The following is a 21,283-nucleotide window of genomic DNA, read 5'->3' on the forward strand; positions in this document are numbered from 1 at the left end:
CGCGCATTGCGACCGATTAACCACACAAGCCGCGGAGGAAACTGGAAGTGTTTGCGAGTTTCGCCATCATGTGAACTAATTCATACACAAGATTGCAGGCGCTGCTGTAAGCGATTCAACAAGAACAACAAGCTGCGATCGAACAGGACGGTATTGGGAATAAAATGGACCTTTCATCTTATCTGGAGCCCAGAGACGACGAACCCCCCAGCGGAGAAAATCTGGAATACGATCCGGCCTTTACGGACCTTGAGATCGCGGCCCAGCCGGGCGAAGAGCGTCAGATGGGCGATGAGGTCGTTGCGGCCGAAGAACAGGACTGGCGCGATGTCGAGGAAAAGGCCCTCGCCGTCATGGAAAAAAGCCATGACATTCGCGCCGCGATCTATCTGGCCGAGGCTGTTTTGCACACAAAGGGCCTTCCCGCCTTTGCCTCAGCCGTGGGCTATGTGAAATCTCTGCTGGAAGACAATTGGGATACCTGCCACCCCGAGTTGGATGAAGACGACGGCGATGCCACCATGCGTATCAATGCGGTGCGCGGTCTGGCCTCGTCAGATCGGATGGTACGCGCCTTGCGTCGGACCGCTTTGACGGACAGCCGCATGTTCGGTCGGATGACCCTGCGCCATCTGGATGTCGCCGAAGGTCGCATCAACATGCCCGCAGATCTGGACGACGCTCCGGATGCAACCGGGGTTGCCGCGGCGTTCAAGGACACCGATGACGAGGTGTTGGAGGCCAATGCCGATGCGGCGTCCACGGCTCTGGACGATGTCGAGGCAATCGATGCTGTTTTCAGTGACAAAACTCCCGGCGAAGGTCCGGATCTGACGCCTCTGTCTGATGCGCTGAAAAGCATCAAGCAGGCGTTGGCCAGCTATGCCGATGTGGGCGAGGCCGAAGAAGACGATTCCGGCGACGATGACAGTCCAAGTAGCCCATCGGGTGCCCCGGCCGCGCCGATGGCGTCGGGCGGTGGCGGCGGTGGGGCGATCAACACGCCCGAGGATGTCACCCGAATGCTCGAACGCATCATGGACTACTACGAGCGATGCGAACCTTCCAGTCCGCTACCCATTCTGCTGGAACGCGCCAAACGCCTTGTTAATGCCGATTTTCTTACGATTATCGAAGACATGGCAAAAGAGGGTCTGGACGAGGTGCGCCAGATCGGCGGCATAAAAGAAGACGACGATGACGATTATTGATCCGTTTGGGCGCAAGCCGAACACCGGATTGAAAAGAAACACTGATGGATGAATCGAGGAGCATCAGATGGCTGACAGTTCACAAAAATTTATAGCCCGGAACAGGGCTCCGAGGGTTCAGATCGAATATGATGTTGAACTCTATGGTGCCGAAAAGAAGGTCCAGTTGCCCTTTGTCATGGGCGTCATGAGCGACCTTGCCGGGAAATCCGAGGTCGAGCAGCCCGCCGTGGCCGACCGCAAGTTCCTGGAAATTGACGTCGACAATTTCGACGACCGGATGAAGTCGATGGCGCCGCGCGCGGCCTTTACCGTGCCGAACACCTTGACGGGCGAAGGCAATCTGGCCGTCGACATCACGTTCGAGAGCATGGATGATTTCAGCCCCGCCGCGATTGCCGCGAAGGTTGAGCCGCTCAAGGAATTGCTGGATGCGCGCACCCAGCTGTCCAACTTGTTGACATATATGGATGGTAAAACCGGGGCCGAGGATCTGATTTCGAAAATCATGCAGGATCCGTCGCTGCTGAAGACACTGGCAGCCCAGCCCAAACCCGGCGCTGACGCCGCCGAGGAGGAGTAAAAGATGGCCGAAGAAGAAGCCAAGGTAGAAGCCGCCGAAGGCGCAACCGCGTTTGGGTCCTCTGAATTCGAGGCTCTGCTGACGAAAGAGTTCCGCCCCAAGTCGGATCAGGCGAAAACCGCTGTTGAAAGCGCAGTCAAGACGCTGGCCGAACAGGCGCTGGCCAATACCGGCCTGATCTCGGACGACGCTTTGCGGTCGATCGAAGGTATCATCGCCGAGATCGACAAGAAACTGACCGAACAGGTCAACCTGATCCTGCATCACGAAGATTTCCAGCAGATGGAAAGCGCGTGGCGTGGTCTGCATTATCTGGTGAACAACACCGAAACCGACGAGATGTTGAAAATCCGAGTGATGAACATCTCGAAGAAGGACATGCACAAGACCCTGCGCAAGTTCAAAGGAACTGCATGGGATCAGTCGCCCATTTTCAAAAAGCTCTATGAAGAAGAGTTCGGCCAGTTTGGTGGTGAGCCCTATGGCTCGCTGGTGGCGGATTATCACTTCGACCACAGCCCGCAGGATATTGAGCTGCTGGGCGAGATGTCCAAGATCGCCGCTGCCGCGCATGCACCTCTGATTACCGGGGCCAAGCCCAGCCTGTTCCAGATGGACAGCTGGTCGGAACTGGCCAACCCGCGCGATCTGACCAAGATCTTCCAGACACCGGAGTATGCCGCATGGCGGTCGCTGCGCGACAGTGAAGATGCGAAATACGTCGGTCTGGCAATGCCGCGCTTCCTCGGTCGTCTGCCTTATGGCTCGAAAACCGAACCGGTTGAGGAATTCGCGTTCGAAGAAGACACCAGCGGTGCAACCAGTGACAAATATAACTGGGTCAACGCGGCTTATGGTATGGCGGTGAACATCAACCGGTCCTTCAAGGAATATGGCTGGTGTTCGCGCATTCGTGGCGTGGAAAGCGGCGGTACGGTCGAGGGCCTGCCCGCGCATACCTTCCCAACTGACGATGGCGGCGTGGACATGAAATGCCCGACCGAGATCGCGATCTCGGACCGTCGCGAGGCGGAACTGGCTAAAAACGGCATGATGCCTCTGATCCACCGCAAGAATAGCGATTCGGCGACCTTCATCGGCGCGCAATCGCTGCACAAGCCGGCGGAATATGATGATGCGGATGCAACCGCGAACGCCAACCTGGCTGCGCGCTTGCCCTATCTGTTCGCGACCTGCCGATTCGCGCATTACCTGAAATGCATGGTGCGTGACAAAGTTGGCTCGTTCAAAAGCCGTCAGGATATGGAGTCGTGGCTGCAGGGCTGGATCAACCAATACGTGGACTTCAACGCCGATATTTCGGCCGAAGCGGAAAAAGCACGTAAGCCTTTGGCCTCGGCCGAAGTGGTTGTGGAAGATGTCGAAGGCAATCCGGGCTACTACACGTCCAAATTCTTCCTGCGCCCGCACTATCAGCTGGAAGGCCTGTCGGTCTCTCTGCGTCTCGTATCGAAACTTCCGTCCGAAAAAGCTGGATAAAGGTCAAAAAAAATTGGCGGCATGTGATGTGTTTCACTGCCGTCGTTACGACCCTCCGGTAAACCGGGTTTAGAAACTAGAAAAGAGGAAGGCTAAAATGGAAAACGTATTTGTACAGATGGACTTCCCGGGCGAAGCACGGGAAAAACAGCACAAAGATTGGATCGCGGTTAAGTCGATCTCGTGGGAGGTTGAGCGGACGCTGGACATGTCCGACATGGGCACCACGCAGCGCGGCTATGCCAACGCGAACTTCGGCAAAGTGACCCTGAACACCGAACTCAGCAAAGCGTCTGCCAAGATCATGACTTATGTCGCGTCGGGCAAGTCGAACTCGGAAATGCTCATCCATATGTGCCGGTCTGGCGACGACGAAAAGAAAGGCATGGAGCCTTATCTGATCATCAAGCTGCGTGACGCAATCGTGGACAGCTACTCGGTCGATGGCGGCGAAGACTCGATCCCGTCGGAAACCTGGACCGTCGCGTATCGTGGCATCTCGGTCAAATACAAGATCGCCGACTTCAAAACCGGCAAGCTCAGCGATTGCAACGAGTTCCTGTGGAACCTGGAAACCGGCGACGTCAGCTAAGGTTTCAAACAACTACAGGTCCCGGTGGCATTTGCCGCCGGGGCTTTTGCACTTTTTCCATCCTGACTGCGCGAGGGTTACATGACGCCGGAAGAGCATCTTAAATCAGGCGATCTGGCGGCCACATTGGCCACTCTGCAAGATAAAGTCCGTGCCAATCCCGCAGACGCCAAGCTGCGGATTTTTCTGTTTCAGCTGCTCTGTGTAATGGGCGACTGGAAACGCGCGATCACCCAGTTGAAACTGAGCGCGGAGATGGATGAAGCGGCCACGATGATGGCCAAAACCTACCGCGAGGCCATCATTTGCGAAGTCTATCGCGAAAAAGTCTTTGCCGGGGAAAAGACCCCGATGATTTTTGGTGAGCCAGAAGAGTGGCTGGCCCATCTGATCGAGGCACAGAAACTGACAGCTGGCGGACATTTCGACCAGGCCGCCGAGTTACGCGCAAAAGCGTTCGATGCAGCGCCGACAACATCCGGCACGGTCAATGGCGAAGCTTTTGAATGGATCGCTGATGCCGATATGCGGCTGGGGCCGGTCCTCGAAGCGATTGTGAACGGCCGCTATTTCTGGCTGCCCTTTTCCCAGATCGTGCGGATCGACATCGAACCGCCCAGCGACCTGCGTGACGCGGTCTGGACAGCCTGCACACTGACCGTTGCCAGCGGAGGAGAACTCGCCGCCCTGATCCCAACACGTTATGCCGGTTCGACTGAGCAGGGCGATGATGCCGCCCGTCTGGCGCGGGCGACCACCTGGGTCGATGCCGGCGGCGAAACTTTTGTCGGGCTGGGCCAGCGTTTGCTGACGACAGATAAGTCCGACATCGCGCTTCTGGACATTCGCGAACTGGTTCTGGACGTGGCGACCGGTGCCGGGGAAACGGCGGGAGATGGCTGAGAAGACCCTTGCCGAACGCCTGCAACCCTCGCTTCTGGATCGGTTGACGGATGACGCGCCGGATCAGTTGAAAGAGGGGCGGGATTCCCGCGTGATTGACGTCGGGCGCCTGCGCGAGATCATTCAGCGCGATCTGTCCATGTTGCTCAACACCACCGATCAATCCGATCTGATCGATGAGGATGTCTATCCTTACGCATCGAAGTCGGTCCTGAACTACGGCATCCGGCAGACCTCGGGCTCGTTCTCAACCCTGCGTCAGGCCCAGCGCATTCAGAAATCCATAGCGGATTCCATTGAGGTGTTTGAACCTCGTATTGTGAAAGGCTCGGTCGCGGTCGAATTGCGCTCGGAAAAGCAATCGGGCGAAATGCATGTGGACTATGACATCCGCGCGGTGATGTGGGCGCAGCCCATGCCCTTGGAATTGTATCTGCGCAGCCGGGTCGACGTGACCACCGGCGAAGTCTCGATCGAGCGGAGCTAGGCGCGATGGATACACGGCTTCTGAAACACTACGAAACCGAACTGGCCTTCCTGCGTGAAATGGGGGCCGAGTTTGCGAATGCCTATCCCAAGATCGCTTCTCGCTTAGGGATGGAGGGGATCGAGGTTGTCGACCCCTATGTCGAACGTCTGCTCGAAGGTAGCGCGTTTCTGGCGGCTCGGGTTCAGCTGGAACTGGACATGCAGTTCCCGACCTTCACCTCGAACCTGCTCGAGATTGTCTATCCGCATTACCTGGCCCCGACACCGTCGATGATGGTGGCACAGATGGAGCCCGACGTCGGGAATGCCGCCCTGAAAGAAGGCTACCCGATCCCGCGTGGCACCACTTTGCGCGCGCGCCTGGCCGAGGGCGAACAAACTGCGTGTGAGTTCACCACGTCCTCGGACCTCACCCTCTGGCCGATTGAAATCACCGAAGCCGAGTACATTGACGGCCGGGGAGAGCTGGTGGCTGCCGGGGTGGCGCGCGACACCGACGCGCGCGCCGGTATTCGCCTGCGTTTGAACCGCACCGACGGTGAGCCGATGGCCGAACTGGGAATGGACAGCCTTGTGATGCATCTGGATACCCAGAGCGGCAAGGCTTGGGCCCTGCATGAACTGCTGGCCACCCAATGTGTTGGGCTGACGGGCCGCTCGACGGACCGCCGCGCGGATTGGACCACTCGGCTAACGACTGCGGATGTGGTGCCCAAAGGGTTTGAGGCAGATGAGGCCCTGTTGCCAACCCCGCGCCAGTCCTTCGACGGTTATCGCCTACTGCAGGAATATTTTGCGATGCCGGAACGGTTCCTCTTTGTGGAACTGACCGGCCTGCGACCCGCGCTCGAAAAATCGGCGGGCACGGATGTGGATATCTACATTCTGTTGCAGGACGGGGTGCGCGATGTCGCCCCCGCCGTGACCCCTGCGGCCTTTGCCCTGAACGCGGTGCCCGCGGTGAACCTGTTCCACCGCCGCTGCGATCGGGTGCATATCACCCAGATGGACATGCAGCATCACGTGGTGCCCAACCGTACAGCGGGTCTCGACTATGAGATTTTTGGGATTGAACGTGTCACCGGGATTCAATCCGATGAAGAGGGGGATATTCCTTTCCGCCCCTTCTATAGCGACACCGATCTGACGGCTGCGGGCGACAATCACTCGGCTTATTACACGATCAAACGCCGGATGCGGCAGCGTAATGAAAAGGAACGGTTGCGGGGCGTGCGGACCTCATATCTGGGGTCCGAGGTCTACCTGACATTGGTCGACCGGGCACAAGCGCCCTATCCCGGATCGTTGGAGCAATTGGCGATTGAGGCGCTGTGCTCCAACCGCGATTTGCCCCTCTTGCTGGCCGCAGGCGGCGATGACGTCTTCCACCTGCCTGACGGTGGTCCGGTAAAGACAATCCGGACGCCGGTCACACCCACGCGCCCACACGCGACCTTGGCGCAGGGTGATGCTGCGTGGAAGCTGATCAGCCACCTCAGCCTCAACTACCTGTCCATTGCAGGCGACGGGAAAGAAGGCGGGGCGGGCGCTTTGCGCGAGTTGCTCGGCATCTATGCACCGCTCGGCAACCGCGTGACCGAGAAACAGCTTGAAGGTGTGGTCTCAGTCTCTAGTCGCCCCATCGTCCGCCGGATGAGCGACGAGGTCCTAAGCACGGCAGTGCGCGGGTTAGAGATCACGCTGGGATTCGACGAAAGTTTCTACGAAGGCACCAGCGTCTATGTGCTGGGCGCGGTGCTCGAGCGGTTCTTCCGCAAATACACCACGATCAACAGCTTCACGGAAACCGTGCTGAAAACCGAACGACGAGGAGAGATTGCCAGATGGCGACCAGCGGCCGGACTGGGCAGGATCATCTGAGCCTGCTGGCCGCGCTGGCGGCTGATCCTGAAAGGCATCATGTCTTTCAGGCGTTAAGGGTGATCGAAGCGCATTATGCAGATGCGCCGCGCCTGGGTGAATCGCGCCGCCCGCGCGAGGATCGCGTGCGTTTGGGGCAGGATGTCTCACTGGCCTTTCCGCCCAACACGCTGACGCGGTTTGAACCGGCGACCGACGGCGCACCGGGCAAACTCAACAACCTGTTCTTTGGGTTTTTCGGTCCGCAAGGCCCTCTGCCCCTTCACCTGACTGAGTTCGCCCGCGACCGGCAGCGCAACCACCGCGACCCGACTTTCGTGGCCTTTGCCGATATGCTGACCCACCGGATGATGAGTCTGCTCTATCGTGCCTGGGCCGCTGCAGAGCCTGCCCCCAGCTTTGACCGGGGCGATGATCCGTTTGAACAGCGCGTGGCGGCTTTGGCCGGGTTCAAGGGTGCGGATTATAGCGACCGCGATGCGATGCCAGACATGCTGCGCCGTTTCTTTGCGGGGCATCTCGGGTCAGGGACGAAAACGGTCGAAGGCATGATCGCGATCCTGTCGGACTATTTCGGGGTCGAATCGCATGTGCAGCAATTCGTCGGCTCGTGGTTGGAGTTGGAGCCGGACGACACTTGGCAGCTCGGCTCGCCCGCGCGATTGGGGCAATCGACCAGCATCGGCAACCGCGTCTGGTCACGCGCGGCCAAGTTCCGTATTCGCATCGGGCCACTGTCGCTGGAAGATTACAAACGCCTGCTCCCCGGCGGCGTTTCTCAGGAACGGATGGAGGCAATTATCCGCACCTATGCCGGTGACACCTTAGATTGGGAGGTCAATCTGGTGCTGGCCGGTGATGAGGTGCCGCGCGCCTCGCTGGGTGGAACGACGCAGCTGGGTCATACCAGCTGGATTCGAACCCGCGATGATCCTGAACAGAACCGCCCGGATGCGGATGATCTGATCCTGTATCCGGGATACGTATCACAAGAATTCGAGGCCGAAGAACTGGCCCATAACGAGAGGTATTGAAGATGACGGAAATCAGCCGCGTATCGCTGTTCGGCAAGCTGAACAAGCTGGGCTATCAGGCCATCGAAGGGGCCACCGTGTTCTGCAAGATGCGGGGCAATCCGTATGTCGAAATCCAACACTGGCTGCATCAGATCCTGAACGGCCAGGACAGTGACATTCACCGCATCATTCAGCACTACGACCTGGATCCGGGCAAGATTGCGTCGGAGTTGACGCGCAGCCTGGATATGCTGCCGCGCGGAGCGTCCTCGATCTCGGACCTTTCGGATCACCTAATGGACGCGATGGAACGCGGTTGGGTTTGGGGCTCGTTGCTGTATTCCGACAGCAAGGTGCGGACGGGGTATCTGATCCTGGGCATGCTCAAGACGCCTGCTTTGCGCAACATCTTGGCCAGCATGTCGCCGGAACTGGCTAAGATCGGAGCGGATGATCTGGCTGACAGCTTTGCTCAGGCTACCGATGGTTCACCCGAGGATACGCTCGGCGCGCAGGATGGCTCGAACGTGGGCGGCGGCGCCGAGCCGGGGGAGGCTAGCGGCGCAATGGCCCCCGGAGCGATGGGCAAGGGCGAAGCGCTGGAGCAGTTCTGCACCGACCTGACAGAACAGGCGCGCAATGGTGAGATTGATCCCATCGTGGGCCGTGATGAAGAAATCCGCCAAATCGTCGACGTGCTGATGCGCCGCCGTCAGAACAACCCGATCCTGACCGGTGAGGCGGGCGTTGGTAAAACTGCCGTGGTCGAAGGGTTTGCCCTCCGGATTGCTAGGGGCGACGTGCCTCCGGCGCTGAAAGATGTGCGTTTGCTGGTTCTGGATGTGGGCCTGTTGCAAGCGGGCGCATCGATGAAGGGCGAGTTTGAAAACCGCCTGCGTCAGGTGATTGATGAGGTTCAGGCCAGTCCCACTCCGATTGTGATGTTTGTCGATGAGACGCATACTTTGGTCGGGGCAGGTGGCGCTGCCGGAACCGGCGACGCGGCCAACCTTCTGAAACCGGCGCTGGCGCGTGGCACTCTGCGCACCATCGGCGCGACCACTTGGGCTGAGTACAAGAAATACATCGAGAAAGACCCGGCTCTGACCCGCCGTTTCCAAGTGGTGCATGTGGAAGAGCCCGATATCCCAAAAGCGGTTCTGATGATGCGCGGCATCGCCTCGATGCTGGAAAAACACCACCGCGTGCAGGTGCTGGACGAGGGGATCGAAGCCGCAGTGACGCTGTCCGCCCGCTATATCCCAGCGCGGCAGTTGCCGGACAAATCGGTCAGCCTGCTGGATACGGCCTGCGCGCGGGTCGCGGTGTCTCAGCACGCGGTTCCGGCTGAGGTGGACGACAGCCAGCGCCGGATTGAGGCTCTGACCACCGAACTGGAAATCATCGAACGGGACGAGACCGCAGGCTATGACATCGCCGACCGGCGCGAGGCGGTGAATGCCGCGAAAGAGGCGGAAGAGGCGCGGTTGGCCGAACTAAACGGGCGTTGGGAGGCCGAGAAGAAAGTGGTCGAAGAAATCCTCGACCTACGCGCCAAGCTCCGCGCTGGCGGGCAGGAGATCGAAGGAACGGGTACCGCCGAAGGCGAAGCCGCGACCGAAGAGGCTCCAGACGCACAGCCCATCGACCGTGAGGCACTATTGGCCGAACTAAAAGCCAAGAACGCTGAGTTGGAAGAAGTGCAGGGCGACAGCCCGCTGATCTTGCCCATCGTGGATCATCAGGCGGTGGCCAGCGTGGTTGGTGACTGGACCGGTATCCCCGTGGGCCGCATGGTCAAGGATGAGATCGATACGATCCTAAATCTGGAAAACCGTCTGGCCCAGCGTGTAATCGGTCAGGACCACGCGATGAAGATGATCGCCAAGCGCGTTCAGACCAGCCGCGCGGGGCTGGACAACCCGAACAAGCCCATCGGTGTCTTCATGCTGGCGGGTACAAGCGGCGTTGGTAAAACCGAAACCGCTCTGGCCTTGGCCGAGGTGCTGTATGGCGGCGAACAGAACGTCATCACCATCAACATGTCGGAATACCAAGAGGCCCACACCGTCAGCAGCCTGAAAGGCGCCCCTCCGGGCTATGTCGGCTACGGCGAAGGTGGTGTGCTGACCGAAGCGGTGCGGCGCAAGCCATACTCCGTCGTGCTGCTGGATGAGGTCGAAAAAGCCCATCCGGACGTGCACGAGATATTCTTTCAGGTCTTTGACAAGGGCGTCATGGAGGATGGCGAGGGCCGCGTGATCGACTTTAAGAACACGCTGATCTTGCTGACCTCGAATGTCGGCACTGAGATGATCATGGATATGTGCGCGGACCCGGATCTGATGCCCGATCCCGAAGGCATGGCCAAGGCGCTGCGCGATCCGCTGCTGAAGGTGTTCCCACCAGCGCTGTTGGGTCGTTTGGTGACGATTCCCTATTATCCGCTCAGCCCCGAGATGCTGGGCGAGATTACAAAGCTACAACTACGGCGAATCAAAAAGCGCGTCGAATCTGCTCATGGTGTACCATTCGAATACACCGACGCCGTGGTGGACGAGATCGTCAACCGTTGTCAGGAGCTGGACAGCGGTGGTCGTATGATCGACGCGATCGTGACCAATACAATGCTGCCGGATATATCGGCAGAATTCCTGAAAAGAATGATGGAGGGCGAAGAAGTTTCCAAAGTCGTGATCGACGTCACAGACGGGGACTTCACTTACGGGTTTGATTGAGCGCAACGCATGATGCGTCTGACCGAGAAAGGGGACACTTTATGAAGGCGACTATGACACCGGAACTGGATCAGAAATGGTGGTCCAAGAACAAACCGAAGCTGATGAAGAAAACCGGCCTGGGCGATGCTTTGAAAGCATACCAGGTCGCCGAAGATCAGATGGATTGGGACAAGACTTTGAAAGCCTTGTCCAACGTCAAGCGCAAGGTTGCCGAGGCTGTGAAGCTCGCGGGCAGCAAGCACTCGGATACAGTGACGGTCCTGAAAAAGTACCCCAAGATCATCGACAAGAAAGAAAAGGAACTCGAGGAAAAGAAAAAGGACGCAGCGGCTCGGGCTAAGTCGGCCTCGAGTGATGCGCCCAAGCAGAAACTGGGTAAGTCGGTTGTCATCTGGAAAAAGGATCTGGGCACCGAGATTACCAAGAAATACAAGCCCGACTGGCTGAAAGAGCTAAAGGGTTATGCGTTCCAGTTGAAGCTGAACGATGATCTTCTGGATGTTCTGGAAGATGAAGGCGACTATGTCACGCCGCAGCAGATGGTGGATGACGCCAATGCTGTGACCGACAAGCTGGTTGCCTTGATCGCCAAAGAGCTGATGGCGACGGATGCGGCTATCAAGAAGGCCAGCGACGCAAAGAAACGCGCGGCGTTGATTAAAGGGTTCGACGACAAGCTCGCGACCATCATGAACGGTGCCAAAAAGCACTATGAGTCGATCCCTGCCAAGCGCTGGCAGGCCTTTGTGAAGCGCAAGCAGCAGTACAAGGACTATAAGGTCAAAACTGGCTTTGACATCACGCTTGGCGTGTTGGGTGTCGTCGGCGGTGCCGCAGGTGTGGCCGGTGCGGCCGCAACAGGTGGCGCATCGCTGGCCTTGGGGATTGTCTCGCTGGTGCGGGGTGTTGCGCAACTGGCCGACAAGATCAAGGACGCCGCGCAAGAGGCCGAGAAGGTCGAGAAGAACCTCAAAAGCGATCTGGACACGCTGCTCAAGCGGTATCGCACCGCGGAAGGCGAGGCCAAAAAGCAGGTTCAAGGCGGTGCCGAGGTTGGTGCCTCAGTCCTCAAGGGTATTTTGGGTACCGATACGCCGTTCCTGGCCACTCTGCCAAAATGCGACAAGAACTATGGCCTGTGGCAGAACAAGGTTGCCGGACTTGAAGTTGGCGGGCGCAAACTGTCTCAGGCGATCATGAAGGGCCTGCAGGAATGCGACAAGCTTGAGAAAGCCATGAAACAGGCGGACGCGAAGAAGGCTGGTAAGTATCTGGACAAGCTCAAAAAAGCCCGTGCCTCGTTGCAGAAGGGTCTGGACGGGTGTTCGGATATGATGAAGCGGGTCTCGGACGCGGACAAGAACGCGCCGAACCTCAAGAAGATGCTGGATGCGCTGAATTCGAGCAATCCGAAATACGCGCAGATCTTCGACAAGGTATTCCCGGTTGTCGTCAACCTGACGCTGGCGGGTGCAAATGCCGGGGTTGGCTTCAAAGAAGCGTCCAGCACGCTCGACACGGTCAACACGGCGCTTGGGCTGTTCAACGACATTGCCTCGGAAGGCAAGGATCAGCTGGAAGAAGCGATCGGCTAAGCGACGGGGCGGCGCCCGTGGCCCAAAGCCACGTGGCGCCGACCTCATCCGGCAGGAACGAAACGGAATATAGGCGCGAAAAAATGGCAAAGCAGACAGTTACACCTCACAAGTTTTACGTGGTCGATCTCATCCGGTCGAAGCCCAAGCTTCAGTATATCGAGATCCCCAGCTACCGCGTTGACGTCAAATTCGAAGTCACGGCCAAAGGTCCGGTGCCGTCGACCACGCTAAAACGTCTTGAAGCGGCCGGCATGAAAGAGCTGGAACGCTATGAGACGGTGATCAGCCAAGAGGCCGTCAAGCTCGACAAGAAAGTCGCCGAGCTGATGAAGACGCCGGGTCAGAAATCTCAGGCCGAAGCCGAGAAGATGATCCAGGCCACCAACCAGATGATCAAGAACGCCCTGCGGTCGGCCGAAGGGGCCGCTCAGGTGGCGATCGAAAAGCAGATCAAGGTTGAGGCGAACAAGGACAAGTTGCTGAAAGAAGCGCGGGTCAAGACCACGCTGAAGGTGACAGCTGGTGTGATCAAGATCGGCACGGCTGTCACGCGGCTTGTGGCGACCTCGGGCGCGGACGTCATGGCCTACAAGACCATTGTCAAACAGGTCTACGATCTGGGCAAAGAGGTTCAGCAGCAGTTGAAGGGTGAAGAAAAACTGCGCAAGGACCTAGAAGGCGCCATCCAGAAATACATCAAGCTGCGCGGCACCTCGATCATGCAAGCGGCGGAGAGGCAGGGGATTACCGATACGTCCGGTATCTCGGTCAAGAAACCGATGGAGGCGATCAAGAAACTGACCGCCAAGGCGCTCGCCATGGGGGATGAGGTCACCAAGGGCCGGGACGCCAAGAAGATCGCCAAGGAAATCGCGGATTTCGCGATCAAGGGCTATCAGGTCTATCAAAAGGACTCGAACAAGAAACGCGCGCTCTATCGTGAGCATACGACCAAAACGCGCCACAAGGTCGATGATCTGGGCAAGGCCGCTGACAAGCTAATGAAGGCTGCGAAGTCGCAGAAAACCTTGAAAGAGGGCGTCAAGCTCGGGGCCGAATGTATGGCCGTCAAGCGCGAGGCCAGCGCCATGGCCGCCAAGCTCGAGGAACGTCAGAAGTTCCTGGCCGAGATGGAGGCTCTGATGGAAGGCAACGGTCTGAAAGTGGATGACACCACGATCATGGACAAGCTGAAGAAGCTGGACAAGATGACGGTTCTGAAAGAGACCAAGACAATGTTTACCTCGGTCAAAGGGGTCTACAAACTAGTGGACGGAATCAGCGACGTCGTTGGTTAAACACGTAAATCTTCGGGTGCGGATCGCCGTGCCCGACACCCAAAGCAACAGGAGGTGTTGGTGGAACCCGGTATCGAGAAGAGCGAAACGCTCCGCGACACCGTGCGCGAGTTTGTCGAGCGTAAGGCTGTAACCAACACCATTCTTGGTGTGATCATTTTCAACGCGATCACGCTGGGGCTATCAACCTCTCCTTCGGTTCAATCGAGTATTGGCCCGACCCTGGTTGTGATCGACAAGATCGTGCTGGGCATTTTCGTGGCCGAGCTGTTGATGAAATTCTATGCTTACCGGTTCAGCTTCTTCAACAACGCCTGGAACATCTTTGACCTTGTTGTTGTTACGCTGGGATTGCTGCCCAACCGCGACGGGCTGTCCGCGCTGCGTGGGTTGCGGGTCATCCGGGCGATGCGTTTGCTATCGGTCATCCCGCAGATGCGGGCGGTGGTCCAGGCCTTGCTGGACGCGCTACCAGGTATGGGCGCGGTAATCATCATGATCTCAATCGTGTTCTACGTTTTTGCCGTCATGGCGACTCTGATGTACGGCCCGGATTTCCCGGAATGGTTCGGATCCTTGGGCAAATCGCTCTATTCCCTGTTCCAGATCATGACGCTGGAAAGCTGGTCGATGGGCATCGTCCGCCCAGTGATGGAGGTTCATCCCACCGCCTGGATCTTCTTCGTACCCTTCATCGTTATCACTGCCTTCTCGGTTCTGAACCTGTTCATCGGTCTGCTGGTCAACACTATGCAATCCGCTGTGGAGGACGAGTCGGTTGAGGAGTTCTCGCATCTGCGAGAACTGGTGCGCAGCGAGACCGATATCGTAGACGATCGCGTCAAGGAACTGCTGGTCGAAGTTCGCGCCCTGCGGCGTGAAGTGTCCGAGTTGAAAGGTCAGGCCGATGGCTGACAGCTCTCAGAAATTCATCGCCCGCAATCGGGCGCCGCGCGTTCAGATTGAATATGATGTGGAGCTTTACGGGGCCGAGAAAAAGGTTCAACTGCCCTTCGTCATGGGCGTGATGAGCGATCTCTCCGGCAAGTCAACGGTCGAAACGCCCGCAGTCTCGGATCGTAAATTCCTTGAGATTGATGTCGACAATTTCGACGACCGCATGAAGGCCATGGCCCCGCGTGTCGAATTTGCCGTGCCCAATACACTGACAGGTGAGGGCAATCTGGCCGTCGATCTGACTTTCGAGAAAATGGCCGATTTCACCCCGGCCCAGATCGCGTCAAAAATCGAGCCTCTGCGTAAATTGCTTGAGGCCCGCACGCAATTGTCGACCTTGATGGCCTATATGGATGGGAAGACCGGGGCCGAGACACTGATCGAAAAAGTGCTGGCCGACCCGGCCCTTCTGGGCGCGCTTGCGGGCAGTTCGCTCCCAGAGCAGGACAATGAGGCCACGTTGGACGCCTTGCGGGATATGATGCCCGAGGATTCCCCTGCCGACAATTCGATGGAGGATGCGCTTGCGTCTTTGCCCGAGGTTGAGACCGCCGAGGAACAGGATCAATCGGCTGACATCTTGTCCGATCTGGCGGCTGAAGCTCCCGAAGACGCACCTGAAGATACAACTGTCGCAGATGCTTTGTCCTCACTGCCCGACTCGGTTGAACCCGAAGCGCCTGTGGATGACAGCGCGGATGTCCTGTCCAATCTGGCAGCTTCCGCACCCGAGGAAACGGCTCAGGATACCTCTCTCTCGGACGCTTTGTCTTCGCTGCCGGAAACCGAGGTTACTGAGGTAGCCGACACATCAGGCGATATCCTGGCGGAATTGGCCGACGCTGCACCGGCTGATGAGGTTGAAGACACCGCCGCAGATGACATCCTGTCCAGCCTGCCAGATATCGAGCTTACGGCGGAAGAGGACGCGTCGGATGATATCTTGTCCGATCTGGCCAGTTCTGAGCCTGATGATGAGCCCGAGGATACGTCGGTCGCGGATGCTCTGTCTTCTGTTCCAGAGGTTGAGCTGCCCGACGTGTCGGAAGACTCGGCGGAGGTTCTTGCCGATCTGGCCGATGCTGTGCCCGAGACGACCGAGGTTGAGGATGTGACTTCTGATATTTTGGCTGACCTCAGCGATCTGGACACGGAAGAGGTCGAAGACAGCTCTGTGTCCGATGCCCTCGCGTCTCTGCCGGAAAGTGATGTCGCGGATGAGGTTGATGGGTCCGATGACATCCTTGCAGACCTTGCAGATGCCGCGCTGGACATTGAGGTCGAAGAGGACACGCTCGGCGATGTGCTCGCCTCAGTGCCCGAGGTTGAAGCCGCATCTGAGACGGATCAGAGCGATGATATCCTCTCTGAACTTGCCGATCTGGAGCTGGAGGAGACGGAAGAGGACGGCGCACTGGACGCGGCACTTTCATCGCTTCCGGATGCCGCTGAAGAGGCCGAAGAAGATCATTCGGACATTTTGTCCGACCTCGCCGACGCTGCTCCTGATGAAGCGGCGGACGACGTTGATCTGGACGGTCTGCTGGATGATCTGGCGGAGAAGGCTCCCGATGAAGCGGATGAGCCTGCGGCAGACGACATACTCGCCTCGGTACCCGAACTGGACAGCAAGGATGAGGCCGATCCGCTAGAGGACATCCTCGGTGATCTGGCCAGCGACGATCAACCTGATCCAGAGGCAGAAGCGTCCGACCTGGATGATTTGCTTGCCGATCTGGCGGATTCTGCTGACGAAGCACAGCCGGAGGAGGATGTTCTGGACGACATCCTCGGGGATTTGGTGGAACCCGAAGCTGATGAGGTCGACGAAGCTGACGTAGAAAACGTTCTTGCAGATTTAGCCGAAGAGCCTAACGGCGATCTGGATGATCTTTTGAATGACCTTGGGTCGGATGAGGATACATCTGCACCGACGGATGAAGCGGCCGATGACCTGGAAGATCTGCTGGGTGATCTCGAAGAGACGTCAGATGATGCGTCTGACGATCTGGATGAGCTTCTGAGTGATTTGGAATCCGAGCCGGACAGCGATGCCGCTGCAGACGATTTGGACACCTTGCTGGGTGATCTTGAAGGCGACGATGAGACAGAAGATGCGGATACAGATGATGTCGACGCGCTTTTGGCGGACCTTGGCGACGATGTAGAGGATGAAAATACCGGCGCGGACGATCTTGACGCCTTGCTGGGTGATCTTGAAGGCGGTGATGAGACCGAAGATGTGGATACAGATGATCTGGATTCGCTGCTGGCAGACCTTGGCGACGATGTTGAGGATAAGGATGCTGGCGGAGATGATCTGGACGCCTTGCTGAACGACCTAGGGTCGGACGAGGAGAGTGCGTCTGAGGAGGGGTCAGCTGATGATCTGGACGCTCTGCTGGCGGATCTCGGCGATGATGAGGGCGGTTCAGACGACCTTGGTGATCTGTTGAATGATTTGGGCGCAGATGAGGATAATGAGGCATCCTCTGACGAAACGACAAATGACTTGGATGCCTTGCTGGGCGATCTAGACCTAGACGACGAGGGCGGATCTGATGATCTGGACGCTCTGCTGGGTGACCTCGATGCCGATGACGCGTCAGATGAAACAGCGGAATTGGACGACGAGCCGCAATTGGCCTTTGGCCGCATGAGCGCGGATCGACCTGACCCGGAACGGCTGAAACGCACCCGATTCCGGATCGCGATCTTCGGCGATTTCTCGGGCCGCGCGGCGCGGGGGCAAATCGAGACCGGCGACGCCCTAGCGGCACGTAAGCCGATCATTCTGGATCCCGATACGGTCGAAGAGGTGATCGAGGGGTTCGCAACTGATCTCGTGCTGCCGATCGGCAAGGACGGGGCCGGGATCGAAGTGAAACTGAAAGAGCTGGACGATCTGCATCCCGACGAACTCTATGAAAAGGTCGAGCTGTTCGATGGCCTCTCGGGTCTGAAAAGCCAGCTGAGCGCGGGTGGGACTGCAGATCACGCCGCCAAACAGCTGATCGGTTGGGGGGAAGAGTTCGGGCAGGCGGTTGTGCCGCCACGCAAATCCTCGGGCGGTAACACAGTTCGTGCTGACCTGAAGCTCAGCGATTTTCAGAAGCTGATTGGTGATACGTCGGGAGAGCTGGCGCAGGCCTCACCCGTTGATGACTTGCTGAAACGCGTGGTCGGCCCGCATATTCGCAAACTGCCCAGCCCCGATGTGCAGGCGATGCAAAAGGCCGTGGATGAGGCGCTGAGCGCAGCCATGCGCATGGTTCTGCATCACCCAGAGTTCCAATCCGTCGAAGCACAGTGGCGCAGTCTCGATCTGATTGCGCGCAGCGTCGAGGATGATGATACGCTAGACGTGGTTTTGTATGACGTCTCGGCTGAAGAGATCGCGGCAGATTTGGCCGCCGAGGAAGATCTGGCGAAAACCGGTCTGGTTCGGTTGCTGACCGAAGAGCCGCTGGACGAAGAAAACGGGCGTGACGGATATTCGGCGCTGATCGGGCTCTATACCTTTGAGGAAACACCACCACATGCGGAACTGCTGGGCCGTATTGGCCGCGTCGCAGCCCATGTGGATGCGCCGTTCGTCAGTGCAATCACCCCGGCCTATCTGGATGTTAAGCTCGAGGATCGCCACCCGCTAGTAGTCGAAGCCTGGGATACTCTGCGCGCGATGCCCGAAGCCGGGCATGTTGGTTTGGCGTCGCCCAGGTTCTTGCTGCGGCGGCCTTACGGAGCGAAGTCCGAGCCGATCTATGAGTTCGATTTTGAGGAATTCACCGAGTCTGAAGGCCTGCGTGGTATGCTTTGGGCCAATCCGGCGGTTCTGGTGACGATCTTGTTGGCGCGGTCCTTCAAGCAAAATGGCAAAGCGATGAATTTGGGCTCGGTCATGAGCCTGGGTGGTATACCGTACCATTTCGTCAATGACCGCTACGGCGATCAGGTGGCGCTGCCGTGTACGGAACGCAATATCACGCTGGCAAAGCACGAACACTCGGTCCAGCGCGGCTATATGCCTGTTCTGTCTGTCAAAGGCCGCGATGAAATCCGGCTTGGCTCGTTCAACTCGGTTGCCGGGCAGGAGATTCTGGGCCCGTGGTCCGGTATGCCCGCGCCTGCTCCGTCGCCAGATGTGCCTGCTGCGCCAGAGGCTGATGAGGATGACGATCGGGATTTGGATCTGGACCTCGACACGGGCGACGACGATGATTTCGACCTCGATCTGGACCTTGGAGATGACGACAGCGGCGATCTTGACGATCTGCTTGCGTCATTTGGCGACGATGATGACGGTGACGATAGTGATGATGAAGATATGGACCCCGAACTTGCTGCACTGCTGAACGATTTGTGACGGCGCGGTGAACGAGAATTGGAAGGAACGGTAAATGGCTGAGAGTCTGCAGAGTAAAGAGTGGCCGCTTCGGATAACGGGGTCGTATAGCTATGGTGAGGATGATCTTGTCATCAGGCGGGCCGTCGTCTCGGAAGAACTGGGAAAACTGACCGAAATTCAGGTCGAATTCCTGTCGGAAAAGACGACGATTGCGTTGGACAAGCTACTGGGCAAGGTGATGACCATCCATCTGGCTGCTGACGGGGCCGAGCGTAAATTCACTGGCACGATCGTGAGGGTGGAGCGGCTGGCGCTGCGCGATGGCTATGTACAGTTTCTGGCCGAATTGCGCCCTTGGTTCTGGCTGCTGACGCAGACCACCGACAGTCGCATCTTTCAGGAAATGACCGCCGTGCAGATCATCGAAAAGATTTTCGGTGAATACGGGCTTACGGATTTCAGAAAAAGCCTGCGCGCCACTTACCAGCAGCGCGAATATTGCGTGCAATATCGCGAAACGGATTTCGACTTTATCTCGCGCCTGATGCAGGAAGAGGGCATCTACTACTATTTCGACTACACAAATGCCAAAGACAAGAATGAGACGCTGGTCATGTGCGACGGACCAAACGCGCATACGCCGATTGCCGGTGACGCAAAGGTCGAATTCCGAGGCGGGGATGACTACAGCCAACGTCTTGGTGACTCGGTCACCGAATGGGCCGCGTCCGAGACGATCCGGCCCGGAGTTGTCTCGCTAGGCGATTTTGATTTCGAAAAGCCCAAAGCATCGCTGGATGCGCGGGCCAAAACGCCGACCGGCGCAAAGCACGGGTTCAAGGACAAGCTGGAGCTTTACGATATCCCCGGTCACTACAAGGAAACCGGGCCGGGCAATACGCTGGCCAAGGTGCGGATGACGGCCGAGGATGCTCTGTTCGACCGGCGGCGTGGGCGGGCTTCGGTCCGGGCGCTGGAAACCGGGCGCAAGTTCACGCTGCAGGATCATCCCGACAAGGCGGAGAACACGGAATACCTGATAACCAAGGCGCGGTATTTTCTTCAGACCACCGAAGGTTATGGATTTGCCAAGAACGATAAAGATCTGGACACCGGTGCGCTGGAGTTTCCGGAGGACAGCAATGAGATGTTCATGGTTGAGTTTGAAGCCCAGCCCGGCAAAACCGAATTCAAGTCGCTGCGCACGATCCCGTGGCCCGAGATTTCGGGCCTGCATACGGCCATCGTAACCGGCAAGGCTGGTGAGGAAATCTGGACTGACAAATACGGTCGCATCAAGGTGCAGTTCCATTGGGACCGCGAAGGCAAGAAGGACGAAAAGACCACCTGCTGGGTGCGGGTTGTCACCCCTTGGTCGGGTAAGAACTGGGGTATGGTCAGCATCCCCCGGATCGGGCAGGAGGTTGTCATCCAGTTCGAAGAGGGTGACCCGGATCGGCCGATCTGCACGGGTATGCTCTATAATGCCGACACCATGCCACCCTATGCCTTGCCTGCAAACCAGACGCAAACCGGGATCAAGACGCGGTCCTCGAAACAGGGCAGTGCCGAGACGTTCAACGAACTGATGTTCGAGGACAAGAAAGACGCTGAACTCGTGCGCTTTCAGGCGCAGAAGGATCACGAGAAGCTGGTCAAGAATATGTCCACGATTACCATTGGCTACGACAAGCTGGACAAGGGTGGCAATGGCGGTGACGGCTGCCTCAGCCAGGTGGTCAAGAAGAACGTGGATGAGACGATCAAGGAAGGTGACCATACCTTCACCATCGAGAAGGGTAACCAGACGGTCAGCATCAAGACTGACCAGACCGAGACCATCGAGGGCAAGTCCACCCGCACAGTGACGGGTAATCATGCCGAAACGATCAAGGAAGGCGACAAATCCACGACGGTCAAGATGGGTGACATTCAGGTCGATGCCAAATTGGGTAAGATCACAATGACGGCAATGAAGTCGATCGAATTGAAGGTTGGTGGCTCTTCGATCAAACTGGACCCGACAAGCATTACGATCAAGAGCACGATGATCAAAGTCCAGGCCAATGCCAAGTTGGATGCAAAAAGCCCGATGACGACGGTCAACGGTGACGCCATGCTGACCCTCAAGGGCGGCCTGACAATGATCAACTAAGGGGGCAACGC

General features: G+C 57.8%; 14 protein-coding genes and 1 pseudogene. All 15 read left to right on the forward strand.

Going from position 1 to position 21,283, the window contains the following annotated elements; genetic code table 11:
* The first annotated feature begins 164 nt into the window (after nt 1-164).
* The 15 genes and pseudogenes from tssA (at nt 165) to ACR0KL_RS11515 (ending at nt 21,272) form a co-directional block, all read left to right on the forward strand.
* The gene (tssA, locus tag ACR0KL_RS11445; RefSeq protein ID WP_170467426.1) at nt 165-1,211 is read left to right on the forward strand and encodes a type VI secretion system protein TssA; all 1,047 of its coding nucleotides are present in this window, start codon (nt 165-167) and stop codon (nt 1,209-1,211) included.
* A 67-nt stretch (nt 1,212-1,278) separates the two neighbouring features.
* Complete coding sequence (gene tssB, locus ACR0KL_RS11450) at nt 1,279-1,794, forward strand: type VI secretion system contractile sheath small subunit (protein ID WP_480777045.1); 516 nt, start codon at nt 1,279-1,281, stop codon at nt 1,792-1,794.
* A 3-nt stretch (nt 1,795-1,797) separates the two neighbouring features.
* Complete coding sequence (gene tssC, locus ACR0KL_RS11455; protein WP_170378432.1) at nt 1,798-3,294, forward strand: type VI secretion system contractile sheath large subunit; 1,497 nt, start codon at nt 1,798-1,800, stop codon at nt 3,292-3,294.
* Nucleotides 3,295-3,391: 97 nt separating this feature from the next.
* Entirely contained in the window at nt 3,392-3,886 is a 495-nt protein-coding gene (locus tag ACR0KL_RS11460) for an Hcp family type VI secretion system effector (RefSeq protein WP_170378430.1), read from the forward strand.
* An 81-nt stretch (nt 3,887-3,967) separates the two neighbouring features.
* Nucleotides 3,968-4,789 (forward strand): type VI secretion system accessory protein TagJ, encoded by an 822-nt coding sequence (locus ACR0KL_RS11465; RefSeq protein ID WP_170549421.1) that lies wholly within the window; start codon nt 3,968-3,970, stop codon nt 4,787-4,789.
* On the forward strand, nt 4,782-5,276 hold the full coding sequence (gene tssE / locus ACR0KL_RS11470; RefSeq protein ID WP_170378426.1) for a type VI secretion system baseplate subunit TssE: 495 nt from the start codon (nt 4,782-4,784) through the stop codon (nt 5,274-5,276). The genes ACR0KL_RS11465 and tssE overlap by 8 nt, the downstream gene beginning before the upstream one ends.
* Nucleotides 5,277-5,281: 5 nt before the next feature.
* Nucleotides 5,282-7,159, forward strand: coding sequence for a type VI secretion system baseplate subunit TssF (gene tssF / locus ACR0KL_RS11475; protein ID WP_480777046.1), 1,878 nt, complete (start codon nt 5,282-5,284; stop codon nt 7,157-7,159).
* Complete coding sequence (gene tssG / locus ACR0KL_RS11480; RefSeq protein ID WP_170675846.1) at nt 7,123-8,193, forward strand: type VI secretion system baseplate subunit TssG; 1,071 nt, start codon at nt 7,123-7,125, stop codon at nt 8,191-8,193. Before tssF ends, tssG begins: the two co-directional genes overlap by 37 nt.
* Before the next feature lie 2 nt (nt 8,194-8,195).
* The gene (gene tssH / locus ACR0KL_RS11485; RefSeq protein WP_170675845.1) at nt 8,196-10,913 is read left to right on the forward strand and encodes a type VI secretion system ATPase TssH; all 2,718 of its coding nucleotides are present in this window, start codon (nt 8,196-8,198) and stop codon (nt 10,911-10,913) included.
* Nucleotides 10,914-10,954: 41 nt separating this feature from the next.
* Nucleotides 10,955-12,511 carry a hypothetical protein gene (locus tag ACR0KL_RS11490; protein WP_170675844.1) on the forward strand — a complete coding sequence of 519 codons (1,557 nt, stop codon included), beginning with the start codon at nt 10,955-10,957 and terminating at the stop codon, nt 12,509-12,511.
* 83 nt (nt 12,512-12,594) lie between these two features.
* Nucleotides 12,595-13,812: a hypothetical protein gene (locus ACR0KL_RS11495; RefSeq protein WP_170549437.1), complete on the forward strand. Its 1,218-nt coding sequence runs from the start codon at nt 12,595-12,597 to the stop codon at nt 13,810-13,812.
* Between the two features lie 57 nt (nt 13,813-13,869).
* A complete protein-coding gene (locus ACR0KL_RS11500) occupies nt 13,870-14,727 on the forward strand; it encodes an ion transporter (protein ID WP_170676137.1) in 858 nt (285 codons plus the stop codon).
* A pseudogene (tssB, locus tag ACR0KL_RS11505) lies at nt 14,720-15,220 on the forward strand (type VI secretion system contractile sheath small subunit); the annotation flags it as partial. The gene ACR0KL_RS11500 and the pseudogene tssB (ACR0KL_RS11505), both read left to right, overlap by 8 nt.
* A gap of 60 nt (nt 15,221-15,280) precedes the next feature.
* A complete protein-coding gene (locus tag ACR0KL_RS11510) occupies nt 15,281-19,135 on the forward strand; it encodes a type VI secretion system contractile sheath domain-containing protein (protein ID WP_480777067.1) in 3,855 nt (1,284 codons plus the stop codon).
* Between the two features lie 34 nt (nt 19,136-19,169).
* Entirely contained in the window at nt 19,170-21,272 is a 2,103-nt protein-coding gene (locus ACR0KL_RS11515) for a type VI secretion system tip protein TssI/VgrG (protein WP_170675842.1), read from the forward strand.
* The last annotated feature ends 11 nt before the right edge of the window (nt 21,273-21,283 follow it).

The sequence above is a fragment of the Ruegeria sp. C8 genome, assembly GCF_056537565.1.

Bases quoted from the DNA above. Each gene is read 5' to 3' on its own strand.
- ACR0KL_RS11515 (WP_170675842.1), top strand. From the start codon at position 19,170: ATGGCTGAGAGTCTGCAGAGTAAAGAGTGGCCGCTTCGGATAACGGGG.
- ACR0KL_RS11490 (WP_170675844.1), top strand. From the start codon at position 10,955: ATGAAGGCGACTATGACACCGGAACTGGATCAGAAATGGTGGTCCAAG.
- tssG (WP_170675846.1), top strand. From the start codon at position 7,123: ATGGCGACCAGCGGCCGGACTGGGCAGGATCATCTGAGCCTGCTGGCC.
- tssH (WP_170675845.1), top strand. From the start codon at position 8,196: ATGACGGAAATCAGCCGCGTATCGCTGTTCGGCAAGCTGAACAAGCTG.
- tssA (WP_170467426.1), top strand. From the start codon at position 165: ATGGACCTTTCATCTTATCTGGAGCCCAGAGACGACGAACCCCCCAGC.
- tssC (WP_170378432.1), top strand. From the start codon at position 1,798: ATGGCCGAAGAAGAAGCCAAGGTAGAAGCCGCCGAAGGCGCAACCGCG.
- tssB (WP_480777045.1), top strand. From the start codon at position 1,279: ATGGCTGACAGTTCACAAAAATTTATAGCCCGGAACAGGGCTCCGAGG.
- ACR0KL_RS11510 (WP_480777067.1), top strand. From the start codon at position 15,281: ATGGAGGATGCGCTTGCGTCTTTGCCCGAGGTTGAGACCGCCGAGGAA.
- ACR0KL_RS11495 (WP_170549437.1), top strand. From the start codon at position 12,595: ATGGCAAAGCAGACAGTTACACCTCACAAGTTTTACGTGGTCGATCTC.
- tssE (WP_170378426.1), top strand. From the start codon at position 4,782: ATGGCTGAGAAGACCCTTGCCGAACGCCTGCAACCCTCGCTTCTGGAT.
- tssF (WP_480777046.1), top strand. From the start codon at position 5,282: ATGGATACACGGCTTCTGAAACACTACGAAACCGAACTGGCCTTCCTG.
- ACR0KL_RS11460 (WP_170378430.1), top strand. From the start codon at position 3,392: ATGGAAAACGTATTTGTACAGATGGACTTCCCGGGCGAAGCACGGGAA.
- ACR0KL_RS11465 (WP_170549421.1), top strand. From the start codon at position 3,968: ATGACGCCGGAAGAGCATCTTAAATCAGGCGATCTGGCGGCCACATTG.